The sequence below is a fragment of the Actinomadura napierensis genome (assembly GCF_039529375.1).
Lineage (GTDB): Bacteria > Actinomycetota > Actinomycetes > Streptosporangiales > Streptosporangiaceae > Spirillospora > Spirillospora napierensis.
This window is the reverse complement of the sequence record NZ_BAAAMR010000001.1, coordinates 158,106-173,319: the sequence shown is the minus strand read 5'-3', so window position 1 is coordinate 173,319 and position 15,214 is coordinate 158,106. Positions and strand designations below refer to the sequence as shown.

The 15,214-nt window shown below is 71.5% G+C and carries 13 protein-coding genes; 6 read left to right on the top strand and 7 right to left on the bottom strand.

Going from position 1 to position 15,214, the window contains the following annotated elements; genetic code table 11:
• The first annotated feature begins 61 nt into the window (after positions 1 to 61).
• A complete protein-coding gene (locus ABD296_RS00545; RefSeq protein ID WP_344260088.1) occupies positions 62 to 670 on the top strand; it encodes a helix-turn-helix domain-containing protein in 609 nt (202 codons plus the stop codon).
• Positions 671 to 777: 107 nt separating this feature from the next.
• Here the strand turns inward: ABD296_RS00545 and ABD296_RS00540 are convergent, their stop codons facing one another.
• The 3 genes from ABD296_RS00540 to ABD296_RS00530 all read right to left on the bottom strand — a co-directional run bounded on the left by ABD296_RS00540 (position 778) and on the right by ABD296_RS00530 (position 3,850).
• Positions 778 to 1,572, bottom strand: a complete 795-nt coding sequence (locus tag ABD296_RS00540) for an SCO6745 family protein (protein ID WP_344260086.1) — start codon at positions 1,570 to 1,572, stop codon at positions 778 to 780.
• A gap of 489 nt (positions 1,573 to 2,061) precedes the next feature.
• Positions 2,062 to 2,883 (bottom strand): SAM-dependent methyltransferase, encoded by an 822-nt coding sequence (locus ABD296_RS00535; RefSeq protein ID WP_344260084.1) that lies wholly within the window; start codon positions 2,881 to 2,883, stop codon positions 2,062 to 2,064.
• Between the two features lie 190 nt (positions 2,884 to 3,073).
• Entirely contained in the window at positions 3,074 to 3,850 is a 777-nt protein-coding gene (locus ABD296_RS00530; RefSeq protein ID WP_344260082.1) for an enoyl-CoA hydratase/isomerase family protein, read from the bottom strand.
• A 116-nt stretch (positions 3,851 to 3,966) separates the two neighbouring features.
• Here ABD296_RS00530 and ABD296_RS00525 point away from each other — a divergent pair, with 116 nt between their 5' ends.
• The 4 genes from ABD296_RS00525 to ABD296_RS00510 all read left to right on the top strand — a co-directional run bounded on the left by ABD296_RS00525 (position 3,967) and on the right by ABD296_RS00510 (position 7,871).
• A complete protein-coding gene (locus ABD296_RS00525; RefSeq protein ID WP_344260080.1) occupies positions 3,967 to 4,722 on the top strand; it encodes an enoyl-CoA hydratase/isomerase family protein in 756 nt (251 codons plus the stop codon).
• 180 nt (positions 4,723 to 4,902) lie between these two features.
• The gene (locus ABD296_RS00520; RefSeq protein ID WP_344260078.1) at positions 4,903 to 6,633 is read left to right on the top strand and encodes an L-aspartate oxidase; all 1,731 of its coding nucleotides are present in this window, start codon (positions 4,903 to 4,905) and stop codon (positions 6,631 to 6,633) included.
• A 215-nt stretch (positions 6,634 to 6,848) separates the two neighbouring features.
• Positions 6,849 to 7,262 (top strand): STAS domain-containing protein, encoded by a 414-nt coding sequence (locus tag ABD296_RS00515; RefSeq protein ID WP_344260076.1) that lies wholly within the window; start codon positions 6,849 to 6,851, stop codon positions 7,260 to 7,262.
• 30 nt (positions 7,263 to 7,292) lie between these two features.
• Entirely contained in the window at positions 7,293 to 7,871 is a 579-nt protein-coding gene (locus tag ABD296_RS00510) for an Rv1733c family protein (RefSeq protein ID WP_344260074.1), read from the top strand.
• 36 nt (positions 7,872 to 7,907) lie between these two features.
• On the opposite strand, the gene ABD296_RS00505 is transcribed toward ABD296_RS00510, so the two are convergent.
• Positions 7,908 to 8,645 (bottom strand): SDR family NAD(P)-dependent oxidoreductase, encoded by a 738-nt coding sequence (locus ABD296_RS00505; protein WP_344260072.1) that lies wholly within the window; start codon positions 8,643 to 8,645, stop codon positions 7,908 to 7,910.
• Positions 8,646 to 8,797: 152 nt separating this feature from the next.
• On the opposite strand from ABD296_RS00505, the gene ABD296_RS00500 reads away from it, so the two are divergent.
• Complete coding sequence (locus ABD296_RS00500) at positions 8,798 to 9,445, top strand: TetR/AcrR family transcriptional regulator (RefSeq protein WP_344260070.1); 648 nt, start codon at positions 8,798 to 8,800, stop codon at positions 9,443 to 9,445.
• Positions 9,446 to 9,559: 114 nt separating this feature from the next.
• On the opposite strand, the gene ABD296_RS00495 is transcribed toward ABD296_RS00500, so the two are convergent.
• The 3 genes from ABD296_RS00495 to ABD296_RS00485 all read right to left on the bottom strand — a co-directional run bounded on the left by ABD296_RS00495 (position 9,560) and on the right by ABD296_RS00485 (position 15,045).
• Entirely contained in the window at positions 9,560 to 11,218 is a 1,659-nt protein-coding gene (locus tag ABD296_RS00495) for a tannase/feruloyl esterase family alpha/beta hydrolase (RefSeq protein ID WP_344260068.1), read from the bottom strand.
• Positions 11,219 to 11,250: 32 nt separating this feature from the next.
• The gene (locus ABD296_RS00490) at positions 11,251 to 12,018 is read right to left on the bottom strand and encodes an SDR family oxidoreductase (RefSeq protein ID WP_344260066.1); all 768 of its coding nucleotides are present in this window, start codon (positions 12,016 to 12,018) and stop codon (positions 11,251 to 11,253) included.
• A 282-nt stretch (positions 12,019 to 12,300) separates the two neighbouring features.
• The gene (locus tag ABD296_RS00485; protein ID WP_344260064.1) at positions 12,301 to 15,045 is read right to left on the bottom strand and encodes an ATP-binding protein; all 2,745 of its coding nucleotides are present in this window, start codon (positions 15,043 to 15,045) and stop codon (positions 12,301 to 12,303) included.
• Between the last annotated feature and the right edge of the window lie 169 nt (positions 15,046 to 15,214).

The window sequence follows — 15,214 nt, the reverse complement described above, 5'->3', positions numbered from 1 at the left end:
TTCTTCTTTAGGAGAAACTCTACACTGTGGGCAGTGAGGTGCCCATCGATCGAGGAGCACGGTGGTCGAGCAAGACGGAAACGCCGCCGAACCACAGCACGGTGACGACCTGGCCGGTGCGTTCGGCGGTAACGTGCGGCGACGCCGCGAGGAGGCGGGCCTGACACTGGAGCAGCTGTCCACACGGTCGTCGGTCAGCCGGGCGATGCTGTCCAAGGTCGAACGCGGTGAGAAGAGCCCGACGATCGGCGTCGCGTCCAGGATCGCCCACGCGCTCGACGCGCCGCTCTCGGACCTGATCGGAGCGCCGGCTGCTGCCGCGTCCGGTGTGGCCATCGTCATGCGCAAGACCGATCGCCCCGTTTTCCGCGACCCGGAAACCGGCTTCGAGCGGCACATGGTGTCGGCGGCCCCAGGTGCGGGAGGAGCCGAAATGATCGTCCACCACCTCCCCGCACAGGTCTCTACCGGGCTGCTGCCCGCCTATCCGCCGGGTACGGAGAAGCAACTCGTGGTGCTCGAAGGCACCCTCACCGTCGCGATCGGCGGGATCAGCGAGACCCTGAACACAGGCGACTCCCTGTTCTTCCAGGCCGACGCCGACCACGGCTTCGCCAACCGAACGAACGCCCCCTGCGAATACATCATGGTCATCTCGCGCAGAACCTGATCGGCCGCAGTCCGCGGTCTGAACAAAGGCGCCCCTTGCGCTGTAGCTGCTGGTGAGAGAGCTTCGTCAGTCGCCTCTGGGGCGTGGCCGCCGGCTGTTGCGCCTGCTCAGTCGTCGGCGGCCGCTGCCGCGGCGGCGATCGGCTCCAGCCCCGCGACCAGCTCGTCGAGCTCGTCCGCGCTGAGCACGTCGTACGGCGGCGCCGCCAGCTCGTCGGTGAGGGCCTCGATCCGTCCCTTGGTCTCCCGGCCGGCGTCGGTGAACCCGCCGTCGGCGTCCACGAGGCCGCGGTCGCGCAGCCCGTCGATGACAGCGTCCAGCCGTGCCTTGGGCAGGTGGTGGATCCGGCCGAACTCCTCGGCCCTCATCCCGAGGGAGAGAGCGAGGAGGACGTGGGCCTCGGTGCCGCCGATGCCGTGGGCGACGAGGGCGGCGTTGTGGCCGTCCCCGCGGTGCTCGCGCAGCAGCGTCGCCGCGTGCCAGAGCCTGGCCACCGGCTCCTCGGGCACGTCGAGCGCCCGGAGCCCCGCGTACAGCACTCGGCCCTCGGTCGGCGCGCTGACCGCTGCTCGGGTGGCGAGGTCGGCTGCCCGCACCAACCCGGGGGAGTCGGCGAGCTCCACGATCATCTGCCGCAGCGCGGCGGCGCTGCCCCGCTCGCGCACGGCGATCGCCTCCTCCGGAGTGGTCTTCCCCCAGACCCACGGGATGTGGCGCGCCACCTCGCCGTCGGCGAAGTTGTAGAAGACCGCGTGCACCACCTCGGCCGGTGCCCGTCCCAGCGGCGCGGCCCGGCCCGCGAAGTATCCGTCCCAGTAGTTGCGCATGCCGAGGGCCAGGAACGCCTCGTTCGGCACCTCGGAGAAGGTGACGGTGGCGATCGGCTCGATGAGCTCGAACATACGGTGGATCTTGGCCTGTGGGTGCGGCATCGGTCGACATCTCCTGTGCTCGTGACGGCGCCCGCGCGGGCCGTCTCTCACCCTGGCTACGAACAACGCGGCCCGGATACGACAACTCCGGTCGATTCTGCCCCGGCCTGGCTGTTCGACGGTGACAACGAGGCGCGCGGTGGGACAGGCCTTCCGGTCGCCCGAACCAGCGCGGCCAGCCTTCCCGTGGTCCGGACGACGGCGTCCACATCGAGGTGCTCACCCGTGCGGAGCCGGTCGCTGTTCGGCGCACCGGGCTCGCCCCGCCCGCTCGACCTCGTCCGCGTCATCGACGCCCCGGGGGTCACCCACCTGCGATACCGCGCGGTCAACTGAGCAACGCCCGGACCAGGGTTGATCGCCACCGCTACGGTTCGTGTTGCTCCGCAGTATCAAGACGGGCAAGGACCCATCGGGACGACGTCTTCCGCGCCCGCTGTGATCCGCGTTCCCGGGGGTTCACGGCTTGAGGGCGACACCACTCCACATGGTGGACGGGGTGGAGGCCAGGGCCGGGTCGTCCGGGCGCCACTCGGGGGCCCGTACCAGGCCGGGCTCGACGAGGTCGAGGCCGTCGAGGAAGGCCGCCACCTGGTCGTGGCTGCGCAGCGTGATCGTCTGCGCCATGGCCTCGTTCAGACGGTCGGCCATGTTGGCCATCTTCTTCGCCTGGATGTCGGTGGCCGGATGGGAGATCGCCACGAAACTGCCGCTGGGGACCGCGTCGACCAGTGTGCGGACGACTCCGTAGGGGTCGGACTCGTCCGGCACGTACTGCATGATCGCGATCAGCATCACCGCGATCGGCCGGTCGAAGTCCAGGATCTGCCGTGCGGCGTCCAGGATCGCGGCGGTGTCGCGGATGTCGGCGTCGATGTAGGAGGTGGCGCCGGACGGGGTGCCGGTGAGCAGGGCCCGGGCGTGCGCGAGCACGACCGGGTCGTTGTCGACGTACACGACGCGGCTGTCGGGGGCGGCGGCCTGCGCGACCTCGTGCGTGTTGTCGGCGGTCGGAATGCCGGTGCCGATGTCGAGGAACTGCCGCACGCCCCGCTCGGCGGCCAGGAAGCGGACGGCGCGGGCCAGGAAGGCGCGCGTGTTGCGCACCGAGGCGACCATGTCGGGCAGTGCCGCGATGGCCTGTTCCGCGGCCTCGCGGTCGGGCTCGTAGTTGTCCTTGCCGCCCAGCCAGTAGTCCTGGATCCGGGCGATGTGCGCGACGCTGGTGTCGAACGCGGGCGCGTCCGGCGCCCCGCCGTCCGCGGGCTTCTCCTCGGCCATCGTGGGCCTCCAGACTTCCCGGTGCAGAATCCCGGCCCAGCCTAGACCGGCAAGATCGTCGGAATGGCCGGTTTCGCCAGGACGTCCCGGCAGCGGAGTCGAGCGAGACCGTGTGGGGCGACGGGCGATGAGGCCGGGGTCGTCGTGCGCCCGGTGACATGCCCGGCTCGCCCGCATGTTCCTGCCTGTGTCACCGTCCGGTGAAGCGTGCTTCGCGGCGCTCCAGGAACGCGGCGACCCCCTCGGCGTGGTCCTCGGACGCGAAGCACTCGGCCAGCGCCGCCCGCGTGGCGCCGACGTGGTCGAGCAAGCTCGCGGAAGCGCCGTCCATCACCAGCCGCTTCATCCTCGTCAGCGCGAACGGGGACCCCTTGGCGATGGCGGCGGCCAGTTCGCGCGTCGCCTCGGGCACCGCCTCCGGCTCCACGACGGCCGTGGCGAAGCCGAGCGCCAGGGCCTCGTCGGCGCCCAGGTCGGCGCCGGTGTAGAGCAGCCGCAGGGCCGGGCCGATCCCGATCTGGCGGGGGAGCAGCCACGTCCCGGCGCCGGTGTCGGCCACCAGTCCCCGGTGGACGAAGGCCCACCGGAACTTCGCCCTGGTCGAGACGATCCGCAGGTCGGCCTGGGCGGCGAACTCCGCGCCCATCCCGACCGCCATGCCGTCGACGGCCGCGATGACCGGCTTCGGGCAGCCGACCAGCAGCGGCGGCTCGTCGGGCCGGTCCCGGCCGGGCCCGCCCCGCTCGTGCGGGGAGCGGGCGGCGAGGTCGGCCAGGTCGATGCCGGCGCAGAAGCTGCCCGGCACGCCGGTGACGACCAGCACCGCCACGCCGGGGTCGGCCCCGGCCTCCGCGACGCGGGCGGAGAACTCCTCCAGCATCGCGAACGTCATCGCGCCGCGCTTGGCCGGACGGTCGATGGTCAGCGTGGCGACGCCGTCGCCGACCTCGTAGCGGATCTCCTGCATGGTGCTCTCCTCTTGGCTGGGCCCGGCCGATCGAGTATTTCTATTAAACAAACGTTCTAAGGGATCCGGGACGTCCGGTCGCCGGTGAACGCGCTCCGGGGCCCTGGGAGGTCGTGATGGCGGCAGATGTCCTGTACGAGGCCGACGGGCACGTCGGCATCGTCACGTTGAACCGCCCGGAGGTGCACAACGCGCTGCGCCGCCGGACCTACGACGAGCTGACCGACCTCGTCCGGTCCACGACGGCCCGCGCGCTGGTGGTGACCGGCGCCGGTGGCTCGTTCTGCTCCGGCGACGACGTCCGGGAGCTGCTGACCGGCGACGGCCCGCCGCCGGAGGCCCGCCTCACCCCTGCGGCCGGGGCGCTGCTGGAGACCGACGTCCCCGTGATCGCGGCGGTCAACGGCCCCGCGGTCGGATGGGGCATGGAGCTGGCGCTGATGGCCGACATCCGGGTCGCGGCCCGGCGCGCCCGCTTCGGCGAGCTGTTCGTCAAGCGCGGGCTGTGCAGCGACGTCGCCGGGATCGCCCGGCTGGCCCAGCTGGTCGGCCGCGAGCGCGCCGCCGAGCTGCTGTTCACCGGCGAGATCGTCGACGCCGCGAGAGCCGAGCGGATCGGCCTGGTCAGCCGGGTCGTGGACGATGACGACGTGCTGACGTCGGCGGTGGAGCTGGCGGCGCGGATCGCCGCCAACCCGCCGCTGGCCGTCGCCGCGCTCAAACGCGGGCTGCGCCGCGCGCTGGATCCGGACTGGAACGACCTGGGCGCCTGGGTCAGCACCACCCTGGGCGAGCTGTTCACCACCGAAGACCACCGCGAGGGCGTCCGCTCCTTCCTGGAGAAGCGGGACCCCCACTACGTCGGCCGCTGACCCCAGCGCACCTCCCGGCGGGCCCCTCCCGCGGCCGCTCCACCCCGCCTCCGTCCCGTAACCGAGCCAGGACGGGCCGGACGCGGAGCTGTCACATGCTGCGGGGTTGTCCTGTCTTAGCTGTTGACCGGGAGGCGGCCAGGCTCTGGGCGCCGGCGGTTTCTAGCAAGGAGCACCTTCATGGACGGTTTTGAGCGGCGGATCGCGGCGTCGGTCCTGGTGATCGGCACCGGAGGCGCGGGGCTGCGGGCCGCGATCGAACTCGCCGAGCGGGGCGTCGGGGTGCTGGCGGTCGGCAAGCGCCCGAAGGCCGACGCCCACACCACGCTCGCCGCCGGAGGCATCAACGCGGCGCTGGCGACGATGGACCCGCAGGACACCTGGCAGCAGCACGCCGCCGACACGCTTCAGGAGAGTTACCTGCTGGCCGATCCGCGCACGGTCCGGATCGTGACGGAAGGCGCGGCGCGCGGCATCGCCGATCTGGAGCGGTACGGGACGCCGTTCGCCCGGGAGGCCGACGGACGGATCTCGCAGCGCTTCTTCGGCGCCCACACCTACCGCCGCACCGCCTTCAGCGGCGACTACACCGGGCTGGAGATCCAGCGCGCGCTGGTGCGCCGGGCGACCGAACTCGACGTCCCGATCCTCGACACCGTCCACATCACCCGCCTTCTGGTCCGCCACAACGTGGTCTTCGGCGCCTACGGGTTCGACCTCGGCGACGGCAGCCGGTACGTCATCCACGCCGACGCGGTGATCCTGGCCACCGGCGGGCACACCCGGATCTGGCGGCGGACGTCCTCGCGCCGGGACGAGAACACCGGCGACACGTTCCGCCTCGCCGTGCTCGCCGGTGCCCGCATCCGCGACCCCGAACTCGTGCAGTTCCACCCGTCCGGGCTCCTGGAACCCGAGGACGCCGCCGGCACGCTGGTCTCCGAAGCGGCGCGCGGCGAGGGCGGGAAGCTGCTGAACGCCCTCGGCGAGCGGTTCATGGCCCGTTACGACCCCGAGCGGATGGAGCTGTCCACCCGCGACCGGGTCGCGCTGGCCGCCTACACCGAGATCAAGGAGGGGCGCGGCACCCCGCGCGGCGGCGTCCGGCTGGACGTGTCGCACCTTCCGCGCGAGACGATCATGACCAGGTTGCCGCGCGTCCACCAGACCCTGCTCGAACTGCAGATGCTCGACATCACCCAGGACCCGATCGAGATCGCCCCGACCGCGCACTACTCCATGGGCGGCGTGCGGGTACGGCCCGAGGACCACAGCACCGACGTCGACGGGCTGTACGCGATCGGTGAGGCCGCCAGCGGCCTGCACGGCGCCAACCGGCTCGGCGGCAACTCGCTGATCGAGCTGCTGGTGTACGGACGGATCGTGGGTGAGGCGGCCGCCGCCTACTCGGCGTCCCTGCAGGCCCAGCGGAGGTGCCCGCTCGCGCTCGCCGAGGCGCGGCGGGAAGTGGACCGGATGCTGGCCTGTGACGGCCCGGAGAACGTGCGGGTCCTGCAGCGCGGGGTCCGCGACATCATGACCGAGCACTGCGGGGTCGTCCGCGATGAGGCGGGCCTGCGGGCGGGCCTGGCGGAGCTCGACGCGGTCGAGGCGCGGATCGGCGCGATCGGCGTCCATCCCGACAACGCCGGCTACCAGGACCTCGCCCACGCCTTCGACCTGAAGTCCACCGTGCTGGCCGCCCGGGCCACCCTCGAAGCGGCGCTGGAGCGGCGCGAGACCCGCGGCTGCCACAACCGCTCGGACTATCCCGGCCTCGAGGAGTCCATGCAGGTCAACCTGGTGTGGTCGGGTCCGGGCAAGGTCGAGCGCGAAGAGATCCCGCCGATCCCCGCGCCGATCGCCGCGCTCATGCGCCACGTCTCGTCCGACGGCAAGCTCGTGGAGTGAGGACCGCCGGCAGCGCATCCGGCGCGACATCCGCGTTTTCTTCCCTCGCCTGACGTACCGCCGCACAGGTTCGCGTCCGGAAGCACCGCGTCCGCGGCGTCGCCCGGTAGCAAACCGATCAAGGAGACGACATGACCGAACAGATCGTTGGGGGCAGGCCCGAGCGGGCGGTCGCCGGCACGCGCCCGTCACCTGGCGGGGCAGCCCGTGGCTCTGTGAGCGGAGGAGTGCGGGTCCGCAGCGCTCTGCTGCGACTGGACGGCACCTTCGAGCCGCCGCACCTGGTCGTCGACGGGGAGGTCGACGTGAGTACGTGCCGCGCGTTCGCCGAAGCGCTGACCAGCGTGCTCGACCACAGTTCCGGTGACGTGTGGGTCGACGTGGAGAGGCTCGACTTCATCGACGTCGGCGGTCTCCGCGCGCTGGCCGCCGCCGCTTGCCGGCTGGAGGCGCACGAGCGGCGGCTGGTCCTGCGATCGGTCGCCCCCCACCTGGCCAAACTGATGGACCTGGTCGGGTGGAGCCAGATCTCGAGCCTGCTCATGCTCGCCAGGGACGAGAGGCGGCCCACGTCGCCCCGCGTCCCATCGCCCTTTCGTTCCGCGAGCCGGGCCCGTCCCGTCGCATGACGTCGCGGCGAGAGGGCCCGGGAGGTGGCCATGGAACCGACCAGAACAACACCGGCGGGCTTCAGCCGGCTGCGGCGGAGGATCGGCTGCGATGGCAATGAACTGCGCCGCGACGTGGACCGCAGGCAACGGAGGGCGGGCCTGCTCCTGCTGATGCTGTTCGTGGGCGTCGGCCTGCCGATCTGCGGTCGTATCGTTCAGGCCGTGTACGACTCCGGTGTGCGCGCCGAGCGGTACGAGGTCGCGACACGCCATAAGGTCGACGCCACGGTACTGAAGGTCGACGATCTGCCGTCCGGGCATCGGATCACCGTGAAGTGGCGGGAGCCGAGCGGGCAACCGCGAACGGGCTCCTACAGCAGTTGGTACGGAACCACCGTGGGTGAGCATCTGCAGCTATGGGCCGGCCCGGCCACGGTGTCGGACGAGGCGCCGCGGCGGCACGCGCGGACCGTGGGGGAGGCCGTCGGCGCGGGCCTCGGTGCCGTGACCGCCGCCGGTTCGCCGGCTTTGGCCGCCTACATGCTGATCCGGTACCGCTTCGACCGCCGGCGCGACCGCCTGTGGGACGCCGGCTGGGAGAGCCTGGACGCCGACCGCTCCCACTGAGCCGGGCCAGCGGGAGAACCGGCACGTCCTCGCCTTCTACTGGGTCTGGTCGGTCGGGCGGATGAGGATCTCGTTGACCGCGACGTGCTCGGGCTGGGTGAGTGCGTACACGACGGCGTTGGCGATGTCCTCGGGCTGCAGGGTGCGCATGGAGGCGGCCATCTCCTGCGCGGCCGCCCGGATGGCCGGGTCGGTGATGTGGCCGGCCAACTCGGTGGACACGAAGCCCGGCTCGACGAGCACGACGCGCACGCCTAGCGCGGTCACTTCCTGCCGCAGCGCCTCGGAGAAGGCGTTGATGCCGAACTTCGTCGCGGCGTAGACGCCGCTGCTGGCCGACGCGGTCCGTCCCGAGGTCGAGGAGACCTGCAGGACGGTGCCCTTGCGCTCCAGCAGGTGCGGCAGCGCCGCGTGGACCGCGTACATCGAGCCGAGCAGGTTGGTCTCGACCATGCGCGTCCATTCGGTGGTGTCCGCGCCGGCGATCGGGCCGCTGAGCATCACCCCGGCGTTGTTCACCAGGACGTCCAGGCCGCCGAACCGTTCGACGGTCGCGGCGACGGCGGCCCGCACCGAGTCCTGGTCGGCCACGTTCAGGTCCAGGGCCAGCACCTCGCCGGGCGCCTTGTCCGCCAGGGCCGCCAGTCGGTCGGCCCGGCGGGCCCCGGCGGCGACGCGGGCCCCCTCCGCCGACAGCGCCAGCGCGGTCGCCTCGCCGATGCCCGACGACGCCCCGGTGACCAGGACGACCTTTCCGTTCAGCCTGTCGCTCATGTCGTTCTCCCCTTCCGTTCCGGCTCGCGAGGTCCGCGGCCCGCCCGGCCATCGGGTGGACCGCTAAACGGACCGGCCGGTCACCTTAGTTTAGCCGCCAAACGGACCGATCGGTCACCTTAGGTAGACTGGCTTCCGGGAAGGAGGCGCGCATGAGCAGAACCACGCCGGCCGTCCCGTCGCGCAGCGACGCGGTGCGCAACCGCCGCCTGCTGCTGGACGCCGCGGCCAGGACGTTCGCCGAGCGCGGCGTCGAGGTGTCCATCGGCGAGATCGCGCAGTGCGCGGGCGTGGGCAAGGGCACGGTCTTCCGCCACTTCTCCTCCAAGGCCGACCTGCTGGCCGCGATCATGCTCGGCATGCTCGACGAACTGGAGAGCGCCGGCACCGCACTGCTGGAGGCCGGCGATCCGGCCCTGGCGCTGCGGGACTTCATGGCCGCCGGGGTGGAGATCTTCGTCAGGGACCGGGCGTTCTGCGAGGTCGTCGGCCGTCCGTCCCTGCAGAGCGAGCAGGTGCGCGAGGCGATCCACCGCCTGCGCGACGTCGCGGAGGAACTCACCGCCCGCGCCCGGCGGCAGGGGGCCGTCCGGCCGGACGTCACCGGCACCGACGTCGTCCTGCTGTTGAGCGGCATCCAGCACACGGCGGCGCCGCTGCTGGTCACCGAGCCGGAGGCATGGCGCCGCTACCTCGAACTCGCCTTCGACGGCATCACCGCCGACACGCGGCGATCCCTGCCGTACCCGCCGCCGCGCCGCCTTCCCCTGGCGAGTCCCGACGCACAGGTCGATGGTTGAGACCGGGCAGCGCCCGTTGGGCTCGATGAATCCGGGCGGCCGCAGGTGGCGGCCGCCCGGTCGTTCCTTCACGCAGTCTGCGTGATCACGAACGATCAGCGCGCGAGGCCGGTTTCACCGTTGCCTATGGCCGGCGCACGTGAAGTTCTCGGCCTTGTTCGCGTCACCGTGGCCCTTGTACTTCGGCCACAGCGGGTACTCGCACAGAGGGCGTGTGCGGTTCCCGTTGGCGGCGTTGGCGTCGGTCGCCACCGGGTTGACCGGCGGGGCGTTTCGGCTGGTCCAGTCGTCGAGGGCCGTGAGGGAGTCCCAGGCCAGGTCGAAGCGTCCGCTCCCATGAGCGAGGCCCGGCTGAACGTAGTAGCGCACGAAGCCGCGGATCGATGGGCCATAGCGTTCGGCGAGCCGTTCGTAATAGTCGTCGGTCAAAGTTTCGGGGACCGCCATGTCGGTGGTGCCCTGGACGATGATGAGCTTGCCGCCGCGGCGTGCGAAGCGATCGATGTCCGGGTTCGTTGTGGCGAGTAGCCGGGACAGTTGCTTGATGCGCTTCTCGTACTGGCGGTAGTCGAAATTCGCCGAGGACCCGTTGGGGTCCTGCTGGATGAAGTAACGGATAATCGGATCGAAGAGCGTGTAGTAGCCGGTGGCTTCACCGTCTCCCGCGCCGTCGAGCATCAGAGGGGCGAGGTCGGCGCCTCGCAGGACGGGGTAGGGCCCGATCCCCGTGACCCCGTTCGCCAGCGGGAACTTGAACGTGTAATGGGAGGCCGCCGTCCGCAGGGTTCGGATCTGCGCAGGGGACAGGCAGGTCTCCGAACCGTCGGTTCGATCGGGGCAGCGCAGCGACTCGACGGAGAAGGCCTTGTCGCAGCCCCGGACATTGGCGATCACCCCGTCGACGACGCCGTCGAGGCCGTCGCAGGTTCTGTAGACGGCCTCGGAGACCAGTTGCTGCTTCGCGGGGTCGAGATAGCCGCCGGGGCGGCCGTACGCCTGTTGCCATATGCGTTGCCAGTCGATCACCATCGCCTGATTCTCGGTGGCCGGGTAGTAGGCGATGAGTCCGTCGTAATCGTCGCCGTATCGCTGGGCGGCGACGAGCGCCTCGTGCCCTCCTTTGGAGCCTCCCACGTAATACTGTTTGTCGGGCCGGGTGCCGTAGTACTTCTTCATGACGGTGATGACGGCGTCCCTGGTGCGTTTGACGCTCTCCCCGGCCCAATTGGCCAGCGCTTCGCGATTCAAAGCGAAGGACCCGGTGGGATCGGCGCCCACCGCGGTGCCTCCGTCGCTCCCGAACGTGGCATAGCCGCGGTCGATCGGCGCCCGTCCCTGGGCCGGGTCGGTGTTGACGAAGCCGGGGGCCACATCGAGCCCGGTGACGACGGTTCCGTTGAATCCGGTGCCGCCGAACTGCACCGACTTCCCGTTCCATGAAGTCGGGAGATTGACCTGGAAATTGATATCGGGCGCCGTTCTGCCGAAGCTGCGGACCTTGCCCCGGGCCAGGCAGAATTCGGGCCGGCCGCCGGCCGGGCCGGCGCGGTCGAGGGTCGCGGAGTCGACTTCGCCGCCTCGGGTGGGCAGGCCGATGGCCGCAGCATCGAGGTGTAGTCCGGCAAGCGACGCGCACTTTGTCGCGGCATTCGTCACGATGTTTCGTGCGGGGTCCGCGGCCGGGGCCGACGCGGCTGCGGAAAGCCCTGGGAACATGCCGAGACATGATGCGGTCAGCGCGGTGACGGCGGCCGCGAAGGCGGGTGTTCTCATGTGCCCTCCGGGGCGCGCTCGAAATAGCCGGGCTACCATGTTTGGTCGCCGGCGCGAACCAGCATTTCGTTGACGGCGACCCGCCGGTCTCGGGTGACGACGTAGCAGATGGCGTCGGCGACGTCGTCCGCCCGCAGTGCTTCGGTTCCGGCGGTCCGCCCGGGCGCCGCATCCAGGGTGACCTCGTCGAGGTGGCTCACCATTTCGGTGTCGACGACGCCGGGCTCCACCACGCTGACGCGGACCCGCTCGCTGAGCAGCTCCTGGCGCAGCGACTCGGTGAACGCGTTCAGGCCGGACTTGGTCAGGCTGTAGACGCTGCTTCCCGGCCGGGCGACGCGCCCGGCCGTCGAGCCGACGTTCACCAGATCCGCCACCTGCCGCGGCGATGTCGACGCCGCGTAGATGAGGTGCGGGACGGCGGCGTGCGTGACGTGCATCAACGCCTTCACGTTGAGCGAGATCATCCGATCCCACTCCTCGATGGTGGTGTGCAGCGCCGAGTTGAGCAGCATGATTCCGGAACTGTTGACCAGGATGTCCAGGCGCCCGAGCCGGTCCAGGGCCTCCTGCACCGCGTCCTCGGCGCGTTCGGGCTCGGTGATGTCGGCCTCCACCGCGACGGCGCGTCCGCCCAGCTTCGCGATGTCGCTCGCGACGTGCTGGAGGCGGTCGCGGCGACGGGCGAGCAGGGCGACCGCCACACCCTCGCGGGCCAGGCGGCGCGCGGTCGCGGCGCCGATCCCGCTGCCGGCGCCGGTGACGAGCGCGACGGCTCCGTCCAGCGGCTGATCCTTCAAGACTGCCTCATTCACTTCCGTGGCCAAGGAGAACTCGGTGACCGATTGGTCCGGGCGCCCGGAGAGCCGGGCGTTGAACCCGCGCCTCCTGCGCTCGGCGATATGCCGACACTCCAAGGCTCGCCCGGGCGGCCACCGGTCCGCACCAGGGTGTGTCCCTGGTCGGCACGGCTAGGGACGGGCAGGCCCGCTTCGGAAGCGATCCAGCTCATCGTGCTGAGCAGGGCTTCGGCGACGTGCTCCGGGCCGGGGGCGGAAGAGCACCTTGCGGAGAACCGAGGACTACGCCGTGTGCGCCGTGTCGTCGAGCAGCGCGTCGCGGAGCTGCCTGCGGGAGGTGATGCCGAGCTTCATGAAGACCTTGCGCAGGTGGTACTCGGCGGTGCGCGCGCTGATGAACAGCTGAGCGCCGATCTCGGGGTTCGTCAGACCTTCACTGGCCAGGCGCGCTATCTGCGCCTCCTGCGCGGTGAACGGAGTGCCCACGGTCCTCGTCTTCGCGGAGCGCTCGCGTACCGGCTCGCCGGCGGCCTGGAGCCGGTCCCGGGCGCGTCCAGCGAACGCCTCCATCCCGATCGACGCGAACATTTCGTATGCGGTCCGCAGGTGCGCCCGTGCCTCCGCCCGTCGACGGTCGTCCATACACAGCCACTCGCCGTACAGCAGGTGAGCGCGCGCCAGGTCGGGACGCAGCAGCGTCCGCTCCAACCGCTCGATCGCTTCGCGGTACAGGCCGTCCGCGGCCGCCCCGTCGCTCAACAGCGCCCGGCAGCGGGCCAGCAACCCCTGCGCCCAGTCGGTGTCGCACGGTGCCGCCGCTTCCACCATGCTGTCCAGCGCGCCGAGGGCGACCGTGCGGTCGCCGGCGCGCGCCGCCGCCTCGACGAGCTCGGGCAGCATCCACTGGCAGAGGATCAGGTTGGCGGTCCCGACGCCGGCGCGGGCCGCCGACAGCGCCCGATCATGGCGGCCGAGGCCGTTGTGGAGCACCGCGGCCGCCCACTGAGCGCCGGCGACGGCGTTCAACTGGCCGTCCGCTTCAGCCTGTTCGATCACGGCGGCGATCCGCGCCGCGGCCTCGGCCTCCTTGCCCTGCGTCGCCGTCAGGAGAAGCTTGGTGTACTGCGCCATGGGCACGCCCGTCGCGGCGTCGACGCCTTCGGACTCGGCGACGATCGCGGCCGCGGCGGCGAGATCGCCGTGCAGCACGGTCATCGTTCCCAACCCGGAGAGGTAGAGGGGAAGCTCGGTCAGGGCGCCGACGGCGCGCACCCGGTCGACCACCCGAGTGAAGATCTCGCGCATGCCCCGGTCGTCCCAGACGACCGGGCTCACGCTGCAGGCCGCCCAGCCCCACTTCAGGAAGTCCTGGACGGGAAGCTCCCCGAGCGCGGTCACCGCCCTTTGCAACACGGGGATCGCGGCGCCGCGGCCCTCGGTGATGAGCAGCGCGTAACCCTCGATCACCAGGTCGAGGGCGCGCGGACCACCATGCGGAGGGGCGAGCCCCCTCATCGCCTCGGAGATCGCCTGCGCGCTGCCCGCGTCGGCGGTGGCCAGTGTCGCGGCACACCACGCGGTCAGGTACGTCTCTCGCGCGAGCTCCATGTCGAGGGGTTCGAGCCGCCGCGCGGACGCCAGCAGCATCGGCGGCGCCTGCTTGTCGAGGCCGGCCGCGAACGTGATCATGCTTCGTACCAGGTGCGCCCTGGCGCGCTGAGACTCGCTCTGGGCGTCCCGGTCGGCGCTGTCGACGAAGGCGCGCGCGGCGTCGAGGTCACCGGCTTGGAGGCTGGCGTCCGCGGCCGCGACGGCCCGGTCGACGCGCCGCGGAGTGTCGATGGTCAGCGCCACGGACCGCTGCAGGAACGCCGCCGCGGCGGTCAGCCCGCCGCGCGCCTGCGCCCGGTCGGCGGACCGTTCCAGTTCGGCGGCGACGGTCTCGTCCGGCCTGGTCGCGGCGGACGCGAGGTGCCAGGCGCGGCGATCGGGGTCGGCCTGCGCGTCGGTGACCTCCGCCAGTGCCAGGTGTGCCGCCCGCCGGTCGCCCGCGTCGGCCGCCCGGTAGACGGCCGATCGGACGAGCGGGTGGCGGAAGGTGACGCGTGCCTCGATGGTCAGCAGCCCGTCCGTGCCGTCCTCGAGAGCGGTCGCCAGCGTGATCCCGAGCCGTTCGGCGGCACGACGCACCAGATCCGGATCGCCGACCGGTTCGGCCGCGGCGATCAGCAGCACCAGCCGGGTCTGCTCGGGCAGCGCGTCGATCCGGGCCAGGAAGCTCTGCTCGATCCGGCCCGGCAGCGTGTCGGCGTGCAGCAGGCCGAATCCCCCCGCCATCCGGGTCGCCGACAGGCCGCGCGGCAGTTCGAGCAGGGCGAGCGGGTTGCCCTGCGTCTCGGCCACCACCCGCTCGCGGATGTGGCGATCGAGCCGGGCGCGGGTCACCGACTGCAGCAGAGCGTCGGCGTCGGCGTCCTTCAGCCCGGTGACCTCCAGCTCTGGTAGCCCGAGCAAGTCCTGAGGCGGTTGCCGGGAACCGAACACCAGGGCGACCGGCTCCGCCAGCAACCGCCGTGCGACGAACCCCAACGTCTGCGCCGACGCCCGGTCCATCCACTGCGCGTCGTCCACCACGCACAGCAGGGGGCGGTCTCCCGAGGCGTCCGACAGCAGGCTCAGCACCGCCAACCCGACCAGGAACCGTTCCGGCGGCGTTCCCGCCCGCCTCCCGAACACCGTCTCCAGTGCCTCGCGCTGCGGCGCGGGAAGCCCGGTCAGCCGATCCAGCAGCGGCACGCACAGCTGGTGCAACGTGGCGAACGCCAACTCCATCTCCGACTCGACACCCGCCGCTTGCAGCACCCGCATGCCGGTCGCCGCACTGTCCATGTACTCCAGCAGCGCGGACTTTCCCACTCCAGGCGCCCCGTGCAGGACCAGCACGCGGCTCTGTCCAGTGCCGGCCGCCGCGATCATCTGATCGAGGAGAGCGCACTCCTCCCTCCGGCCGAGCAGCCCAACGTCCACGCGCCCAGTGCCCCGCCCACGCTGGCCCACCGCCACCCACCCCTACCTCGGTTCGCCGTCCGGAATGCACCCGGGACACGCACGTGGCCAAGTTATGTGTTCTCGGCCCGGTGTGGCCACACCCCCCGTACGGACGTTCGTTCAGGTGAGCGCGTGTTCAAGGTCGAGG

Bases quoted from the DNA above. Each gene is read 5' to 3' on its own strand.
- ABD296_RS00510 (WP_344260074.1), top strand. From the start codon at position 7,293: ATGGAACCGACCAGAACAACACCGGCGGGCTTCAGCCGGCTGCGGCGG.
- ABD296_RS00495 (WP_344260068.1), bottom strand. From the start codon at position 11,218: ATGAGAACACCCGCCTTCGCGGCCGCCGTCACCGCGCTGACCGCATCA.
- ABD296_RS00540 (WP_344260086.1), bottom strand. From the start codon at position 1,572: ATGTTCGAGCTCATCGAGCCGATCGCCACCGTCACCTTCTCCGAGGTG.
- ABD296_RS00500 (WP_344260070.1), top strand. From the start codon at position 8,798: ATGAGCAGAACCACGCCGGCCGTCCCGTCGCGCAGCGACGCGGTGCGC.
- ABD296_RS00520 (WP_344260078.1), top strand. From the start codon at position 4,903: ATGGACGGTTTTGAGCGGCGGATCGCGGCGTCGGTCCTGGTGATCGGC.
- ABD296_RS00505 (WP_344260072.1), bottom strand. From the start codon at position 8,645: ATGAGCGACAGGCTGAACGGAAAGGTCGTCCTGGTCACCGGGGCGTCG.
- ABD296_RS00530 (WP_344260082.1), bottom strand. From the start codon at position 3,850: ATGCAGGAGATCCGCTACGAGGTCGGCGACGGCGTCGCCACGCTGACC.
- ABD296_RS00535 (WP_344260084.1), bottom strand. From the start codon at position 2,883: ATGGCCGAGGAGAAGCCCGCGGACGGCGGGGCGCCGGACGCGCCCGCG.
- ABD296_RS00525 (WP_344260080.1), top strand. From the start codon at position 3,967: ATGGCGGCAGATGTCCTGTACGAGGCCGACGGGCACGTCGGCATCGTC.